A 15378-nucleotide genomic window follows, 5' to 3' on the forward strand; every position below is an offset into this window, starting at 1 on the left:
AATAGAGCATCACCTGGACTGGGCTTTCAAATATTTACGACGAAACGCTCAACCATCGCAGCAAAGTAAATCGAAGCAGGGCAAGGGGTTACGTGACATTTACGATTTTTTTAATGCTTAAGAACCTGGCTATGTGCCCAGCCTATTAATGGTCATCTGGGCGGCTTCGGGTATATTGCGGGTCAAAATAGCCAGGGGCAGTGATTGAGCTTGTAAATACTCGATAAGTTCCCGCGCGCCTTCCACCCAAGTCGCCGTAAGCGAGCTTTTTATTTCATAATCATGGACTATCTCCAGCGCAGTATGTCGCGCACTTTCGTCACTAAGACCATCAACATAAGCCAAAATATCCGAGTCTGGGCCAATACCCAGCTCAGCGCGCAGCCCCACAAAATCTGGGTTAGAGTGGGCCAGGGTGCCATCAAGATCGAAGATAACACCACGAATATCGTTAAGTTTTAAATCACTGAGTCGAGTAATCACTGAGCTTCCCACGAGTAAAATACGTATCTAAATATTAACGCCTTGCCTAACGATGGCACTATAGCAGCAGTAAGGTAACCGCCCTCTCAGAGACTATGAGTACGCTAATCCCCAGCAGAAATAAACCATCTAATGCATCGAACAGGAAGGATGCTGGCCTGTTGCGCATGGTTACACTATACGAGATCGCACTAACACTAATTTAACCGGGCTTATAAAAACGACCATTTACTCGAATTTTGAACCGGTATTTTCCAGAATTGTATGAAGTGGGTTGGAGCACTAGAGAAGATAACCTTCCTGTTAAACACCGGTCAAAACAGGTTGATGGTCACCAAGTGGTCACGGTTTGGTCACGAGAGGCGGTTTGACAACAAGAGAAAGGTGGAATTTACTGGATTCTGAAAAGGTAAAAGCCCCGACCATAAGGTCAGGGCTTTTAAAATGTGGCGGAGTGGCAAACGCACCGCGTTTGAGGGTGGAGAAGCGCAGCGACGACTTCATCCAGTGTGTCCACGGAGCCACAAATAAAAAGGCCACCCTTTCGGATGGCCTTTTTATTTGAAGTTGGCGGGGTGGCAAACGCATCGCGTTTGAGGGCGGAGAAGCGCAGCGCCGACTTCATCCAGTGTGTCCACGAAGCCATAATGAAAAAAGCCCTGACCATAAGATCAGGGCTTTTAGAAGTTGGCGGAGTGGACGGGACTCGAACCCGCGACCCCCGGCGTGACAGGCCGGTATTCTAACCAACTGAACTACCACTCCAGCGTCTGCAGCTTGGCTTCAGACGGGTGCTATATTAAGGCCAACTTGTTATGAGGTCAACACTAAAAATCACTATTTTATAGCGTTCGACCAATTTTCACCCACTAACACCTGAATCACACGATTAACTGGGTTGTTCCTCGCTGTTTTGACGCTTGCCGACTGCTCGTTTGCGCAAAAACCAACCAACCAGCAATAGCATCAGCACCAATATGATACCGGCCGCTATCTGATAGGTTAGCGGCATCGGCTTATCATCACCGTCGCCAGCGCCATCAATATCGACATCAGCCGCAACGCCAGGAGCGATACCGGCCGCTGCGATCACGGGCGGGTTCTCGTGAATACGCTGCCTGGGCAAGTTCAGCTGAATTTCCCGCCCCTCTTGTGTTGTCACGAAGGCCCGCCCCTGCCAGTAGTACTCCCCGTCTTTCTGTGCCTTGGGCAGCTCAATACGCTCGCCACTACCGGAAACAGGTATCTGTCGGCCAGAGGGCGTGGTGAGTTCCCCGATAATCACCAGGGTGTCGGCAGCCAAGGTTTTATCTGCCGTCAACTCCAGGTGCCACTGTCCTTGTGCATCCGGTGTGGAAAAGTGAACTTGAATCGGCATGGGATTGATGAATACGCTTTGCTCCCGGGCGCGCGCCAGCACCTGGTTGCTTATTAGCGCCTGAAACAGATATTCGCCTGGCAAGGTATCAATAATGGCTTCGGCCGTAAGCTTGCCGTCACCTGGGTGGGCATCCAGACCCAGGCCATCGTCAAGAAACTGTCCCACCACCAGGGGCTCGGGAGGAGTGCGCGTATCCGGGTCGCTTTCCAGATCTATTAATTGCGCCTGCAGTGACAAGTCTTGCAGGTAATAGTTGGCATCTAACCGGGCATCGTCATGGCGCAGCTCGGCATTCAGTTTGAGGACTTCCTGCTGGTAGAGCCGCTCGGCGACCGGCGTTAGCGCCAATTCAAACTCGCTGAGCAAAGAAATACTTCTGTTTTTATTGATTATCCCGGTTGCCTGCCAGGGGCCCGGTTCTGGCTGCCGCAGGGTGATGACATCTCGATTGGCGGTACTGAACCAGCTTACATGGTCGGGGTGTCGATGCTGATAGTATTTGCTGCCATCGGGGCGAATCAATATCACGGCTTCGTCGCCTGGCTCTCGCTCAATGAGCAAGGTAACGGCGGAGATAGAGGGGTCGATACGAAAGGTATTATTTAACCAGCGTGCACTTTGTTCGCTGCCCAGGCCGGTTTGCGTGACCAGCAACAAGGGGAGCATCAGCAAACAACGAGCGATCAACTGCGCCATAAACAACTACCTCCTTTCTTCATCACCAGATCGAGTCGTGCCTCATGATCTTGCAATTCCTGGCTGTCGGCACGAATGATTTTTAACGGTGCCCGGTCGCGACTCAAGCGGCGAATAGCGCCGCTATCATCTTGCTGCTGGCTGTCGCTTTGTAAATTCAGCTTGGTTTGGCCCCCCGTCATCAACAGATAAACGTCTGCCAGTATTTCGGCATCCAGCAAGGCGCCGTGCAAGGTACGGTGGCTGTTGTCTATGCCATAGCGCGTACATAGCACGTCCAGGTTATTACGTTTACCCGGATAGAGTTTGCGCGCCATGGCCAGGGTATCGGTGATTTTGCACAAATCGGCCATGCGCTCTTTGCGCCCGATCAGGCTCAGCTCGTAATCTAAAAAGCCCACGTCGAAGGGGGCGTTATGGGCAATCAGCTCGGCGCCAGCAATAAATTGTAAAAAAGCATCGACTTCGGCGGAAAACGGCGGCTTGTCGGCCAAAAAGTCATCGGTAATACCATGCACGGTAATGGCTTCTTCGTCTACCTTTCGATCCGGCTTGAGATAAACATGATAATGCCGCCCCGTTAACCGGCGATTAACCACCTCAACCGCACCAATTTCAATCACCTTGTGACCCATGTAGTGTGGGCCCGCGTCCGTGTTGATACCCGTGGTTTCGGTATCGAGCACGATTTGTCGTTGATGGCCTTGCTGGTTCATGTTTCTTTTCCTTATCCGAGTCTAGGGTCAGTATAAATAACTGCCACCCGCTATGCTACCGGCGAGCAATACCGGTTTTTGGCTGTCTTTTCACGGCTGCTGTGGCAGACTGCCGCCCAATTGTTGGCGATTGCGAAAGTCTATGAAAAAGATTGAATTGTATACCGATGGCTCCTGCCTGGGTAACCCGGGCCCCGGAGGCTATGGAGCCGTACTTGTTTATAAAGCACACCGCAAAGAGCTGAGCGGCGGCTATCGGCTAACCACCAATAATCGCATGGAGCTGATGGCCGCCATTGCCGGGCTCGAGGCGCTCAGCGATACCTGTGCGGTGGATTTAACCACAGACAGCCAATATGTTCGCCAGGGCATTACCCAGTGGATTCACGGCTGGAAGCGTAAAAACTGGCAAACGTCGGCCAAAAAGCCGGTTAAAAACGTGGACCTGTGGAAAAGGCTCGATGAGCTCTGCCAGCGCCACCAGGTAACCTGGCACTGGGTTAAGGGGCATTCCGGCCACCCGGAAAACGAACGTTGTGATGACCTGGCCCGTGAGGCGGCAGAAAAGGATGCAAACCTCGAGGACGTCGGTTACTCGGCCTGATGATAAGCCATGCCCGGACGCAGCACCTGTGGCGCGGGTTTAAACTGGCGAATGGGCGTTAACGGGTAACGACGTTTGCGCGCCATAATAATGTAAACGGCAGACAGTGACGGGCAATAGTGCGGATACACCCGGCGTCGCCACTGCCCACCCATCGACAGCTCAAACAGGCTGCTAAAGCCAAAATAGTCACGATTGATCACCTCGAACCCCAGCAGCTTTAACCAGTCTTCCAGCCGCCCTGGCGACACCATGTGCTGCCAGCGAGGGAGCTGGCGGGACACCTTGGGCAGCAGGCTGGCCAGGCCCGCACTGCTGTAGGGGTTAAAGCCGGCAATAATCAGCCAGCCATCGTCACGCAACACCCCCTCCACCTCGCGCAGGATGGCATGAGGGTGCTCGCTGAAGTCCAGCACATGTGCCAACAGGCAGGCATCCAGGCTGCCGGGAGCAAAGGGCATGGCGGTGGCCTCCCCAACCAGATCTGCGTTGGTTGCGGCTTGCTCCAGCGCTTCACTCTGGCTCAAATATACCGAATGCAGCAGCCGACTGCCGTCCAGTGACAAGGCCGCACTCAGGGCATCGACTTTCAGCAAGTTAAAGCCAAACAGTGCGGGTGCCCATTCATCCAGACGCCGCTGTAGTTGTTCGGCAAGGTACGGCCCTCGCAGCAACTGTTGCCAGTGGGTAGGCGTACCGGCAGATTTCATCAATATTTATGCCTCTGGTAAGCTAGGGTCTATCGCTATTCGGGCCCCTAATCCCCTACATCAACATTAAGGACAGAAATATGGTTAACATTAGTCCCATTCCTGCATTTCAAGACAACTATATCTGGCTGATAACGAATAACAAGCAAGCGGTGGTGGTTGATCCGGGCCAGGCCGCTCCGGTTGAACAGGTCCTGGCCGAGCGGGAGCTGACACTCACCGGCATCTTGATTACCCATCATCATCATGATCATACCGGGGGAGTTGAGGCGCTGCTGGATAACTGGCCGCAAGCCAGGGTCTATGCCCCGGCCAGCGAACCCCTGCCCGCCCAGGGCGCCATTGCCGTGAGTGATGGCGATCACGTCACCCTGCCCGAGCTGGGCCTGGAGTTCGAGATCATGGCGGTTCCGGGTCATACCCTGGGGCACATCGCCTATTACGAAGCTAACGGCGTGGCCGGTGAGCCGCTGCTGTTTTGTGGTGACACCCTGTTTTCCGGGGGCTGTGGTCGCCTGTTTGAAGGCACGGCAGAGCAGATGCACCATTCGTTAACACGCTTTGCCGCCCTGCCCGACCCCACTCGTGTGTATTGCACCCACGAATACACACAAGCCAACCTGGCGTTTTGTCATGCCGTTGAGCCCAACAACGTCGAGCTGCAAAAATACCTCCAAAAAGTCGCCAAATTACGCCAGCAAGGCATACCTACTTTGCCCAGTTCAATCGGCCAGGAAAAAGCCATTAATGTCTTTCTGCGACCGCACCTGGAGGGTGTCAAGGCATCGGCTCAAGCTCATGAAGGCGCAGAGCTAAACGAGAACATTAAGGTGTTCGCCGCACTTCGCCGCTGGAAGGACGCTTTTTAACGAACTTGATTAAATTGCTCACAATGCATACACTGGCCGCCGTTTTTTAGAGAATGCGAACACCATGAGAAGACTCTGTATCTTATCCAGCGCCTTGCTTCTGGCTGGCTGCCAGGGATTGAATTCCTCTGACGGCCAGGACAGCACAAGTAAAAAATCGGCCGATGGCCAGCTGTATCATACGACCTCGGCTTACTCGTCGTTGCAAATTCACGAGCACACTTCCGAACTGGGCCGCGCCTACAGCAAGGTGCCCCACTCCTCCTCCAACCGGCAACAACGCCTGGCCGCAGAGGTGAAAGAAGTAAAGCAGCCCGATCTGTGGCTCGATCTGGCCGACAAGATGCAGCTGGACATGCCGCTGGATCACCCCAGGGTCGTCGCCCAGCGTCAGTGGTACCTTAAACACCCAGGCTATATGCGCTCTGTATCAGAACGCGCCAGACCGTTTCTCTATCTCATCAAGGAAGAGATAGAGAAACGGAACATGCCAATGGAGCTGGTTTTATTGCCGGTTGTTGAGAGTACCTTTGACCCCAAGGCTTATTCTCATGGTCATGCCGCCGGCCTGTGGCAAATGCTGAAAGGTACCGGCAAGCACTTTGGCCTGCATTACGATAACTGGTACGACGGCCGATACGATGTGATGGCGTCTACCCGGGCGGCGCTCGATTATCTGGAATACCTGAACGGGTTCTTTGATGGTGACTGGGTGCTGGCACTGGCGGCGTACAACTCGGGCGAAGGCCGGGTGCAGCGGGCAATGAAAGCCAACCGTCGCCAGGGCAAGCCGACCGATTACTGGTCCTTGTCGTTGCCCAAAGAAACGCAAAACTACGTGCCCAAGCTGTTGGCCCTGGCCGACATCCTCAAGCACGAGACCCATTACGGCATGGACATCCCCCCCATGCCTAATCGGCCGCAGTTAGCCGTGGTGGAAGTGGAAGGCCAGGTAGACCTGAACATGGCGGCCGATCTGGCCGGCATGAATCGCGGGCAGCTTAAAGCGCTTAATCCGGCCTTTAGACGCACCGCAACCTCTCCGGTTCGCCCTGCGGAAATTCTGGTACCGGTTGCCCATGCCCAGAGTTTTGAAATTGCCATGGCCGACCTGCCAGAGCAAGAGCGCAAGTCGTTTCGGCACTATCAGGTGAAAAGCGGCGACAGCCTGGGCAGAATTGCCCAGCGTAATGGCACCAGCATACAGGCGATTCGCCAGGCCAATAACTTAAGCGGCTCTCGCATTCGAATAGGACAGACCCTGATGCTGCCTACGGCCTATAGTGCCGCAGCAGCAACGCCTGCCGGTGGTGTCTACAAGGTGAAGCCCGGCGATTCTTTGTCCGCCATTGCCAGCCGCTTCAGTGTCAGTATCAATGAGCTGCTGCGCTGGAACCGGTTAGCCGATCAGCACACCCTGCGTGCCGGGCAAAGCCTGGTGGTGGCCGCCAATGCGGGCTGATTTAAAGCGCTAAGCTGGAAGAAAAAAAAGCCGAACCCCTGGGTTCGGTTTTTTTGTTTGCCGGGCTATCGTCAGGATGACGGCTTAAGAAAAGCCAATGGTCGGGTTCATGTTGTCGCCGTCATCTCCGCGAAGGCGGAGATCCAGTGCCTTTGCAGACGCCCCAGAGGCGACCAAGTGCCCTCTGCCTGACAAGCCACACCAATAACAACAAATATTTGTGACTAAGAGACAGGCTAACGGCCTGTCTCTTAGTCACAAATCAGTGAATTAATGCCCAGAGGCAACCGGGTAGCCTCCTCCGACACGCTAAACCGCATCCCTGCGACGCTCAGCACATGACGTCCTGTCATGTGATGGTCGGCTGAGGCTATCCCAGTCGCCTCTTTTTAGGCCCCGAGTCGTCGGCGAGCACCACTGACCGACGGCACCGGTGTCAATGGGAAGGCAGAGGGTGTCTGCTCAACCGACCATCCGCGCCAGGGATGGCGCGGTTTGAGCCCCCATGGATGGGTTCACGGCGAGTCGGAGGAGTAGTGCCCTCTGCCTGACAAGCCACACTAATAACAACAAGTATTTGTGACTAAGAGACAGGCTAACGGCAGATAGCTGATAGTTTGTTTTCCCTTCACTTCTCACCGCTTGCCGTCTGCGGCAATACCCTAAACCGTACTTGCAGGGCGCTGTGATCCGAGGCGCTGGACGCCATGCTGCGGGCCTGCTCAAGAGTCAGCCCGCGATAGAAGACGGCGTCCAGCGGATACCCCAGAAACCGGGTCCGCACATCCGGCCTGGGCAGGGCTTCGGTTAACCCCTCTTTGGCCACCCAACGATCCAGAAAGGCATTTCGCCGTCCGTTCCAGCGGTTAAAGTCGCCGGCCACTATCACGGGGCCGGCATAATCACCGATAGCCTCGCTAATGATGTCCAGCTGGGCGTTATAAGTGCGCCCACGCAGCGAAAAGTTGACGGCATGCAAGTTGACCACCAGCAATTGCTGCTCGGAGCCTTCCACTGAGTAATAGCTGAATAATAACGACTTGGGGATACGGGTAATCGGCTCTAAAAGCCGCCTGCCACAGACTTCTGTAGACTGCCCTTTGGCCGCCGTCAGCACGCCATTGCTCATGCCTTGCCAGTTAAAGGCCGCCACCTGAAACCAGTGATAGTCTTGCTGGTGCATCCATCGATGCAGCTCGTCACTGGCCCTGGCTTCCTGTAACAATAACAGCTCACTGTTGTTCAGCCACCGGTCAAGTTCGGGTTGCCAGTCCCCTTGCTGCTTGTAAATATTCCAGGTGAGCAGTGAAAAGCTCGACGGCAGCACCTGGGTGCTACTCGCCGACGGGCGAATGCATTCACCAGCAATGGAAGGGACACCGTCACTTAACAGCTTGTTATCGGGCACTTCTATGCAGCCGCTTAGCAACAGGGTTACCGCTAACGCCGTGGTGAGCCGCTGCATCTTAAGCGATCGCCTGCACGGCGCGCGGGCGACCATTCTCATCTATGGCCACATACACAAACTGGGCCTGCGCCACCTGATAGCGCGGCCCGCCCTCGGGCACCAATACCGGCTTGACCCACACTTCTACCCGTACCGTAATTGAAGTGCGCCCTACTTTTACCAGCTCACCATAGGTGCACACCACATCACCCACTTTAACCGGCCGCGAGAAATTCATTTCGCTCACCGCAACGGTGCCTACTCGTCCCAAAGCCACTTCATTCGCCAACAAGCTACCACCCAAATCCATTTGCGACATGATCCAGCCGCCAAAAATATCACCATTGGCATTGGTGTCAGCGGGCATTGCCATGGTGCGCATCAATAGGTCACCCCTGGGCTCTGCTTGGTCATTCATTGCACTGTTCTCTCTTTTTGAGTGTAAAAAGTGGCATAATTATACGCCGGCCGGTCGGCAGTCACTAGTTAGGAAAAAGTATGATGAAAGTGGTTATAGCGTCACTGAACCCCGCTAAAATTGACGCGGCGCGTTTGGCATTGGCACAGGTTTTTCCGGATCAAGACTGTGATATCTCCGGCATTTCGGTGCCTTCTGGCGTGGCCGCGCAACCCATGAGTGACGGCGAAACCTGTCAAGGCGCCCGCCAGCGAGCCCTGGCGGCCAAGGCTGCCCTGCCCGATGCCGATCTCTGGATTGGGATGGAGGGTGGCATAGAGCATACCCCCCAACACAGCATGACCTTTGCCTGGATCCAGGTGCTGGGTCCCGGACTGGATAATGCCAGCCGCAGTGCCAGCCTGACGTTACCGCCGTTTGTCGCTCGGGCGGTGCTCGCCGGAGAAGAGCTGGGGCACGCCATGGACCGCCTGTTCAGCTTGAGCAACTGCAAGCAACAGGGCGGGGCCATTGGCGTATTAACCGGAAATTTACTCGACAGACGCCGGGTGTATTGCGACACCCTGATTCTGGCGCTGGCGCCCTTGCTTAACCCCGAACCGTACCGAGCGTGAAGGGGAACTTGCCTCCTTCACTTCACTCCTCACTCCTCACTCCTCACTCCTCACTCCTCACATTGTGTTGCGCTCTAACAACCAGGAAAACCAGTCCGTTACCTGATAGTCCAGCCCCAGCCAACGGCTAAGGGCGCTACCATCTATGCTTTTACCCTGGCCGCCGCCGCTAAACCGTGGCTCCGGCAGGTTTTGCAACTGTGCCGCCCGACCATAAAACTCGCGTCGGCTGGGGTGATGAGGGGCGCTGACATTGAGCGTTTCAGGCCAGTTGCTTTTGGCCAGAATGGCCGGAATAAAGCGTAGCAAGTCTTCTTGTGCCACCAGATTAACCGGCTCGTCGCCCCCTTCGAAGCTGCGGCCGGCCAAAAAGCGTCCCGGCTCCCGGTTGCCTCCTACCAGACCCGACAACCGCAAGCACAGCACGTCGGCAACGCCACTGCTGCGCACCGCCTGCTCGGCGGCCCACATGCGCTCGCCCCGCTCCGAGTCGGGCTCTGCATCGGCTTCTGTTTTCAGGCCCAGCCCGCCATATACGGAGGTGGCACTGGTAAACAACAAGCGTTGTACGCCCCCTTTGGCGGCCAGGCGGGCAACACCGCCAACCGTGGCTGCATAATCCCTCACCTTGCCGGGGGGCACGCACAGCACCACAGTGTCTGCCGCCAGGGCCGACGGCCAGTCGGCCGGCAGCGGGCTGTTAATATCCCACACCTGCGTCTTGATGCCGGCCTTCGCCAGTCGCTCGGCCTTGTCGGGGGTCGTGGTGCTGCCGGCGACAGCATAACCCAGCTTCAGCAGGTGCAGCGCCAGTGGCTCACCCAGCCAGCCCAGCCCCACTATGGCCACCCCGGGCCGGGCCGTCATGCCGCCGTGAGTCGATATCGCGTTATCAGTAGACATAATTCAGCTCCGCCGGCGTAATAAAGGTGTGTTTCTGCCCTAGAAAATCCTGGTAGATCACCGAAAATGCCAGCACGTTCTGCACATAACCACGGGTTTCTCGGTAGGGGATGTTTTCTACCCACACATCCAGTGGCCGGCTGCCGCTGTCGCGTAACCAGCGGTCGATACGGCTTGGCCCCGCATTGTAGGCGGCAATGGCGGCAATCCGGTTGTTGCCGTACCGGTCCAGCATTTCTCTAAAGTAACTGGAGCCCAGCTGGACGTTGACCTCAGGAATATACACATCCGAATCTCGCTTGAAGCCACTGATGTTAAACTTTTTGGCGGTCGCCCTGGCGGTGGCAGGCATCAGTTGCATCAGGCCGCCCGCCCCCACGGGCGAACGCGCCTGCTCGTAAAAGGCACTTTCCTGGCGGGCGATGGCAAACAGGGTCGCTTCATTCACGCGTAAATGCCTGGCCTGGCGCTGAAATATATCGCGGTAGACGATGGGAAAACGCAAGTCCAGATGATCCCAGGCCTTGATTCGAATACTGGCCTGAATGGATTTATCGTGCCAGCCCTGTCTTAACGCCAGGCTACCCAGCGCCAGCCCGTCGGCCTCATTCACCTTGCCCAACAGGTGATACCATTCGCTGCGGGCCGCGGTTTTATTACCCAGCGCCAGCCACTCTTCTACCCGGGCTACCGCCGGCCATTGCTTGCGCGCCAGGCTCAGGCTGGGTGCCGGCACCAGAGGTTTCTTTTGCAATGAGAAGGGACGCTTGCTCTGTTGCGCGGCAAAAAATCCATAATAGTCGCGATTATTCGCGGCGTGCTGCCAGGCTTTATCGCCTTCGGCATGGCGATTCTGTGCCTTTAGCGCCCGACCGCGCCAATACTGCCAACGGCTGTCTTGCTGGGCTCTGACCGATAACCGGTCAATCCAGCCAGGCAAGCTGCGCCAGTCTTGCTCCCAGATTGCCAGGCGCGCGCGCAATTCAAACAAGTCTTCATTGCCCATTACGGGCAAACGACTATCCAGCCAGCTGCGATACTCTCGAGTCCGGTTGAACATAAGACGACGAGCCAGTTGTTGTTCTATTCCTGCTACCTGCTGCTGACTCAGCCCCGCCTGGCGCTGATATTTGGGGTAGAGGCTCATGATCTGCTGGGGCTCGGTATTGGCCAGCTTTTCCAATGCCAGGGACAGGGCCGCTGTTTGGCGTTTGCCACTGACCGGCACCAGGCTGCCCCTGATGAGCTGTTTGGGATCCTTGCCGAGGGACTGCAGAAAATCGCCCGCCGGCTTTGCCGAGGAGCTTAACTGGCGCCCCAAAAACGTCACCAGGCCGTCTTCTCCGCTCTGGTAGGCCAGCAGCATACGTTGCCAGATATCTTCGTCGGTGCGACCACCGGCTTGCTGCCAGTTGGCAAACAAGGGATCGCAGCTATCGGGCCGGGAGTGACCATACAACCAGAGATGTTTGGCGCCGGCCATGGCCGTGGCCCTGTCACCCGTGGCCCACTTGGCCCGGTAATGGGCGCACTGCAAGGCAATGCTGTTGGGCAGTTTGGGATAGAAGGTTAAAAATTCCTTCCAGCGCTGTTCTCGCGCCAGGCGATACAGGTAACGCCCTTCTAACCGCTCGGCCAATAGCGAGTCGGGATGCTGCCTCATGAACCGGGTGACCTGAGACGTACTCAGGCTGGAGAGGCGATCGGCAAGATATTGAAAGTCCAGATAAACCGTTAGGGGGTAATCGTCCAGCCCCTTGCGCAACTGATGAAAGCGCGCTTCATCATTTTTTTTCAGCGCTTGCTCGGCCTGACGGTATTGTTCACGCAACGACGATGCCTGAACACTGACACTCAAGCCCAACAGCAACAGCCCCACTCCTAACCAGACTCTCACGGCGCACCCCTTTCCAGCGAATAGAGAGCTATCCTAAGTAATAGCGTCGACACTGCCAATGGGGTACAGAAAATAATCTCTTTTCACGAGACAATATGGGATCTGCTGCTAAGGTAAACACAGGGCGGAGCAATTTATCCGTTCGAGTCTGACTGGTTTCAGGCTGTACTGACAAGCGCTAAATAGCGGTAGCGGCGACTGAGTCACAGTTTTAGGCCCTATTGGCGCCAGGGCCATAAAAAGTTGATTCAGATCACATTATTAAGCCGCGGTCAGGGTAGTCTGAAGCTGTACATAAACAAAGGAACACCCAGGGGGTATTTTATGTCCATCACTATTACCAGTACCGTTATCGACATTTCTCCCGCCATCCGTGAACGGATTGAGAGTCGCTTCGAAAAACTCACTCGGCGCCAGGTTGCGCTGATCACCCCTCACGTCATTATTCAAAAAGAAGGCCAGAACTACCTAGTGGAAGCGACCGCTGGTATACCAAACGATACCCTATTTGCGCAGGCAGAAAACGAGAACCTGTACGCCGCCATTAAAGATTTGGGCCAGAAACTGGAACGCCAGCTGAATCGTTATGCCGACAAGCCGCTGGCACAGCGCGCCCATGCCGGTCAGGCTGTCACCTCGGGCGATGTAGACGACCTGGGTGATGATGACGAAGAACAGGAATACCGTCCCGCGTAGCACTAAGCCGTTAGCTACCAAACACAGTCACAAGATATCAGGCCGAATTTATTCGGCCTTTTTCATACTGTGCTCCTCGTCGCCCTTAACTCGTCCCCCTTACCGTTTCCCGCCTGACGCGGCATTTTTCGGTTAATTGGGGCTGTTTTGCTCTAATTCCCCAAAAAGACTTGCCAGTGCTGCCGTTTTTCAGTAATTGTAGGGCGGTGTGTATCAAGGTTGAGAACCATCATGACTGTTAAGCTGTTTTTCTCTCACTGCTTTTTTGCGGCTTTCTTTTTTGCATCCTAGTCTAGGAGGCATCTGGTCTGGCAAGAAACAAGCGAAAGACGAACAGACAAGCCTCCCTCGGGAGGCTTTTTTTTTAGGTGACACTTTTTAGGTACAAGGGAAGCCCTATTCATGAATCTGGATGAGATTAGAATCCATATCAGCAGCCTGGACAAAGAGCTGTTGACCCTGCTGGCCAAGCGCAAGGCCCTGAGTCTGGACGTGGCGCGCAGCAAGTTGCAAAACCCCCGCCCCATTCGAGATCAGGAACGAGAGCAGGCCCTGCTGGAGACCCTGATCAATCAGGGGCGCACCCTGGGCCTGGATGCGCATTATGTGACGCAAATTTATCACACCATTATTGAAGACTCGGTGCTGTCGCAACAGGCTCTGCTGCAAGACCTGCTGAACCCGCAAGATGATACCCCCGCCATCAGCGTGGCGTTTCTCGGGCTGCGCGGCTCCTACTCCAATATGGCGGCCCGCAAATACCTGACTCGCTTCAAGGCCAACCTGGTTGAGCACAACTGCGACACCTTTCAGCAAATTTTTGACACCGTTGAGTCGGGCCAGGCCCAGTACGGTATTTTGCCGATAGAAAACACCAGCTCCGGCGCCATTAACGATGTGTTCGATCTCATGCAGCACACCAGCCTGTCCATTGTGGGCGAGCTGACGCAACCCATAGAGCATTGCCTGCTGGTGGCAGTAGACACGGATGTCAGCAAGCTGAAAACCCTCTACACCCACCCTCAGGTGTATCAACAGTGCTCCCAGTATTTAAAGACACTGCCTCAGGTTAATGTAGAGTTTTGTGCCGCCACCTCCAACGCCATGGAGCTGGTGGCCAATCAGCAGCGCGACGACATTGGTGCCATGGGCAGTGCCGACGGCGGTGCCCTGCACGGTCTCAAACCTCTGGTTACCGGGCTGGCCAACCAAAAGCAGAACATGACCCGCTTTATTGTAGTGGCGCGCAAGCCGGTGGAAGTTGCCGCCCAAATTCCGGCCAAAACCAGCTTTATCATGTCGACCGGTCAGCAAAGTGGTGCCCTGGTAGAAACCCTGCTGGTGCTGCGCAACCATGACATCACCATGACCAAGCTGGAATCTCGCCCCATTATCGGCAATCCATGGGAAGAAATGTTCTATGTGGATGTGGCGGCCAACGTGAACAGTGCGCACATGCAATCGGCCCTGGCCGAGCTGAAAGACATAGTACGCTTCATTAAAATTCTGGGTTGCTACCCCAGTGCCGAAGTGGCGCCCACGCGCATTCCGTCCAGGGTATTGAGCCGGAGCAAAGATCAGCATCAAGCCTTAACCCCTGCGCCTGTGAGTGTGCCGTACGACAATACCGCTATGCTGTCGTTGCAGCTGGGTCGCTTTCACATGAGTCAGCAAGAGCCCGTATTAATTGCGCAACTGGACAGCTGGCCCGAATATGGCGCCTTGCAAGAAACGGCACGTCGCCTAAAAGAACAGGGTGGCCAGATTCTGGCTGCTCCCTGCTTTGCACAGGGTGACCTGCAGCAAGAGCAGGAGCGCCTGCAGCAGTTGCGTGAAGTGGCCGCCCAGTTTGATCTGGCCGCCCTGACACCCGTGCATACCCCAGAGCAGCTAAATCGCGCGGCCGAGTCACTGGATGCCTTGTTACTGCAACCTATCGATGGTCGCCGGAGCGAGCTGCTGGCCGCCGCCGGTCGCTGCACGCGCCCGGTGTTATTGCCACTGGCCGACAGCGAGGAACAAACCCTGGCCGAAGCAGAGCAGGTACTGGCAGAAGGCAACCAGCAGCTGGCCCTGCTGGATACCCAGGGCCGTTCCCTGGCCACCCTGCTGCGCTTGCAGCAACACAGCCGGCTACCACTGCTCAGTCAGCTTGCGGGACAGGACAGCCTGCTACCCAAGCTGGGGCAGGCACTCAAAAACGCCGGTGTGCAGGGTTTTTACCTGGAAATCACCACAGAAGACGACCTGCAGCCCCTGCAGCAACTGGCACAGCGGTTATATCAGGATTAAGTAATATCTCATAACCGATGTGGATACTGGGGCTGATTGCTTTTAAAGACCAAAGACTTCTTCGCCACGGAATCCACAGAACCCACGGAAAAATTAAGATAAGTAATCACTTATAACTGATGTGATTTTTGGTGCTGGTTTGCCTTTATCGTCATCCTCGCGAAGGCGGGGATCCAGTGTCTTTGCAGGA

Annotated in this window: 13 protein-coding genes, 1 tRNA gene, 1 pseudogene and 1 other annotated feature; of the genes and pseudogenes, 6 read left to right on the plus strand and 9 right to left on the minus strand. The window is 55.5% G+C overall.

The features are described 5' to 3' along the window. Positions 1-129 precede the first annotated feature (129 nt). The 4 genes from ACN0VL_RS02510 to dnaQ form a co-directional block, all read right to left on the minus strand. Positions 130-483 (minus strand): HAD family hydrolase, encoded by a 354-nt coding sequence (locus tag ACN0VL_RS02510; protein WP_417614550.1) that lies wholly within the window; start codon positions 481-483, stop codon positions 130-132. Positions 484-1171: 688 nt separating this feature from the next. After that, positions 1172-1248: transfer RNA gene (locus tag ACN0VL_RS02515), tRNA-Asp, on the minus strand. Positions 1249-1372: 124 nt separating this feature from the next. Then, a complete protein-coding gene (locus ACN0VL_RS02520) occupies positions 1373-2560 on the minus strand; it encodes a hypothetical protein (RefSeq protein ID WP_417614551.1) in 1188 nt (395 codons plus the stop codon). Next, positions 2548-3276: a DNA polymerase III subunit epsilon gene (gene dnaQ, locus ACN0VL_RS02525; protein WP_417614552.1), complete on the minus strand. Its 729-nt coding sequence runs from the start codon at positions 3274-3276 to the stop codon at positions 2548-2550. Before dnaQ ends, ACN0VL_RS02520 begins: the two co-directional genes overlap by 13 nt. A gap of 142 nt (positions 3277-3418) precedes the next feature. On the opposite strand from dnaQ, the gene rnhA reads away from it, so the two are divergent. After that, a complete protein-coding gene (gene rnhA / locus ACN0VL_RS02530) occupies positions 3419-3880 on the plus strand; it encodes a ribonuclease HI (RefSeq protein ID WP_417614553.1) in 462 nt (153 codons plus the stop codon). Here rnhA and ACN0VL_RS02535 read toward each other — a convergent pair. Next, positions 3868-4590 carry a class I SAM-dependent methyltransferase gene (locus ACN0VL_RS02535; RefSeq protein ID WP_417614554.1) on the minus strand — a complete coding sequence of 241 codons (723 nt, stop codon included), beginning with the start codon at positions 4588-4590 and terminating at the stop codon, positions 3868-3870. The genes rnhA and ACN0VL_RS02535 overlap by 13 nt on opposite strands. 80 nt (positions 4591-4670) lie before the next feature. Between ACN0VL_RS02535 and gloB the strand changes: the two genes are divergently transcribed. Further along, the gene (gloB, locus tag ACN0VL_RS02540) at positions 4671-5459 is read left to right on the plus strand and encodes a hydroxyacylglutathione hydrolase (protein WP_417614555.1); all 789 of its coding nucleotides are present in this window, start codon (positions 4671-4673) and stop codon (positions 5457-5459) included. Positions 5460-5523: 64 nt separating this feature from the next. Further along, on the plus strand, positions 5524-6921 hold the full coding sequence (locus ACN0VL_RS02545; protein WP_417614556.1) for a LysM peptidoglycan-binding domain-containing protein: 1398 nt from the start codon (positions 5524-5526) through the stop codon (positions 6919-6921). Positions 6922-7549: 628 nt separating this feature from the next. On the opposite strand, the gene ACN0VL_RS02550 is transcribed toward ACN0VL_RS02545, so the two are convergent. Both ACN0VL_RS02550 and yciA read right to left on the minus strand, forming a co-directional pair. After that, positions 7550-8386, minus strand: a complete 837-nt coding sequence (locus ACN0VL_RS02550; protein WP_417614557.1) for an endonuclease/exonuclease/phosphatase family protein — start codon at positions 8384-8386, stop codon at positions 7550-7552. Position 8387: 1 nt separating this feature from the next. Further along, the gene (gene yciA / locus ACN0VL_RS02555) at positions 8388-8786 is read right to left on the minus strand and encodes an acyl-CoA thioester hydrolase YciA (RefSeq protein ID WP_417614558.1); all 399 of its coding nucleotides are present in this window, start codon (positions 8784-8786) and stop codon (positions 8388-8390) included. Positions 8787-8866: 80 nt separating this feature from the next. Between yciA and yjjX the strand changes: the two genes are divergently transcribed. Further along, complete coding sequence (yjjX, locus tag ACN0VL_RS02560; RefSeq protein WP_417614559.1) at positions 8867-9400, plus strand: inosine/xanthosine triphosphatase; 534 nt, start codon at positions 8867-8869, stop codon at positions 9398-9400. A gap of 57 nt (positions 9401-9457) precedes the next feature. Here the strand turns inward: yjjX and ACN0VL_RS02565 are convergent, their stop codons facing one another. Next, positions 9458-10303 carry an NAD(P)-binding domain-containing protein gene (locus ACN0VL_RS02565; RefSeq protein WP_417614560.1) on the minus strand — a complete coding sequence of 282 codons (846 nt, stop codon included), beginning with the start codon at positions 10301-10303 and terminating at the stop codon, positions 9458-9460. Then, positions 10293-12200 (minus strand): transglycosylase SLT domain-containing protein, encoded by a 1908-nt coding sequence (locus ACN0VL_RS02570; RefSeq protein WP_417614561.1) that lies wholly within the window; start codon positions 12198-12200, stop codon positions 10293-10295. Before ACN0VL_RS02570 ends, ACN0VL_RS02565 begins: the two co-directional genes overlap by 11 nt. Before the next feature lie 324 nt (positions 12201-12524). Here ACN0VL_RS02570 and hpf point away from each other — a divergent pair, with 324 nt between their 5' ends. Continuing rightward, entirely contained in the window at positions 12525-12896 is a 372-nt protein-coding gene (gene hpf / locus ACN0VL_RS02575; protein WP_417614562.1) for a ribosome hibernation-promoting factor, HPF/YfiA family, read from the plus strand. Between the two features lie 230 nt (positions 12897-13126). Next, positions 13127-13262, plus strand: a sequence feature (Phe leader region). 36 nt (positions 13263-13298) lie between these two features. Then, positions 13299-14447: pseudogene (locus tag ACN0VL_RS02580) on the plus strand (chorismate mutase); the annotation flags it as partial. Positions 14448-15378: the final 931 nt, after the last annotated feature.

Origin of the sequence: Oceanisphaera sp., from assembly GCF_048268965.1 — a bacterium.
Classification (GTDB): Bacteria; Pseudomonadota; Gammaproteobacteria; order Enterobacterales; family Aeromonadaceae; genus Oceanimonas.

Excerpts from the sequence above, each read along its gene's own strand:
- ACN0VL_RS02520 (WP_417614551.1), bottom strand. The coding sequence starts at position 2,560 with ATGGCGCAGTTGATCGCTCGTTGTTTGCTGATGCTCCCCTTGTTGCTG.
- dnaQ (WP_417614552.1), bottom strand. The coding sequence starts at position 3,276 with ATGAACCAGCAAGGCCATCAACGACAAATCGTGCTCGATACCGAAACC.
- rnhA (WP_417614553.1), top strand. The coding sequence starts at position 3,419 with ATGAAAAAGATTGAATTGTATACCGATGGCTCCTGCCTGGGTAACCCG.
- ACN0VL_RS02535 (WP_417614554.1), bottom strand. The coding sequence starts at position 4,590 with ATGAAATCTGCCGGTACGCCTACCCACTGGCAACAGTTGCTGCGAGGG.
- gloB (WP_417614555.1), top strand. The coding sequence starts at position 4,671 with ATGGTTAACATTAGTCCCATTCCTGCATTTCAAGACAACTATATCTGG.
- ACN0VL_RS02545 (WP_417614556.1), top strand. The coding sequence starts at position 5,524 with ATGAGAAGACTCTGTATCTTATCCAGCGCCTTGCTTCTGGCTGGCTGC.
- ACN0VL_RS02550 (WP_417614557.1), bottom strand. The coding sequence starts at position 8,386 with ATGCAGCGGCTCACCACGGCGTTAGCGGTAACCCTGTTGCTAAGCGGC.
- yciA (WP_417614558.1), bottom strand. The coding sequence starts at position 8,786 with ATGAATGACCAAGCAGAGCCCAGGGGTGACCTATTGATGCGCACCATG.
- yjjX (WP_417614559.1), top strand. The coding sequence starts at position 8,867 with ATGATGAAAGTGGTTATAGCGTCACTGAACCCCGCTAAAATTGACGCG.
- ACN0VL_RS02565 (WP_417614560.1), bottom strand. The coding sequence starts at position 10,303 with ATGTCTACTGATAACGCGATATCGACTCACGGCGGCATGACGGCCCGG.
- hpf (WP_417614562.1), top strand. The coding sequence starts at position 12,525 with ATGTCCATCACTATTACCAGTACCGTTATCGACATTTCTCCCGCCATC.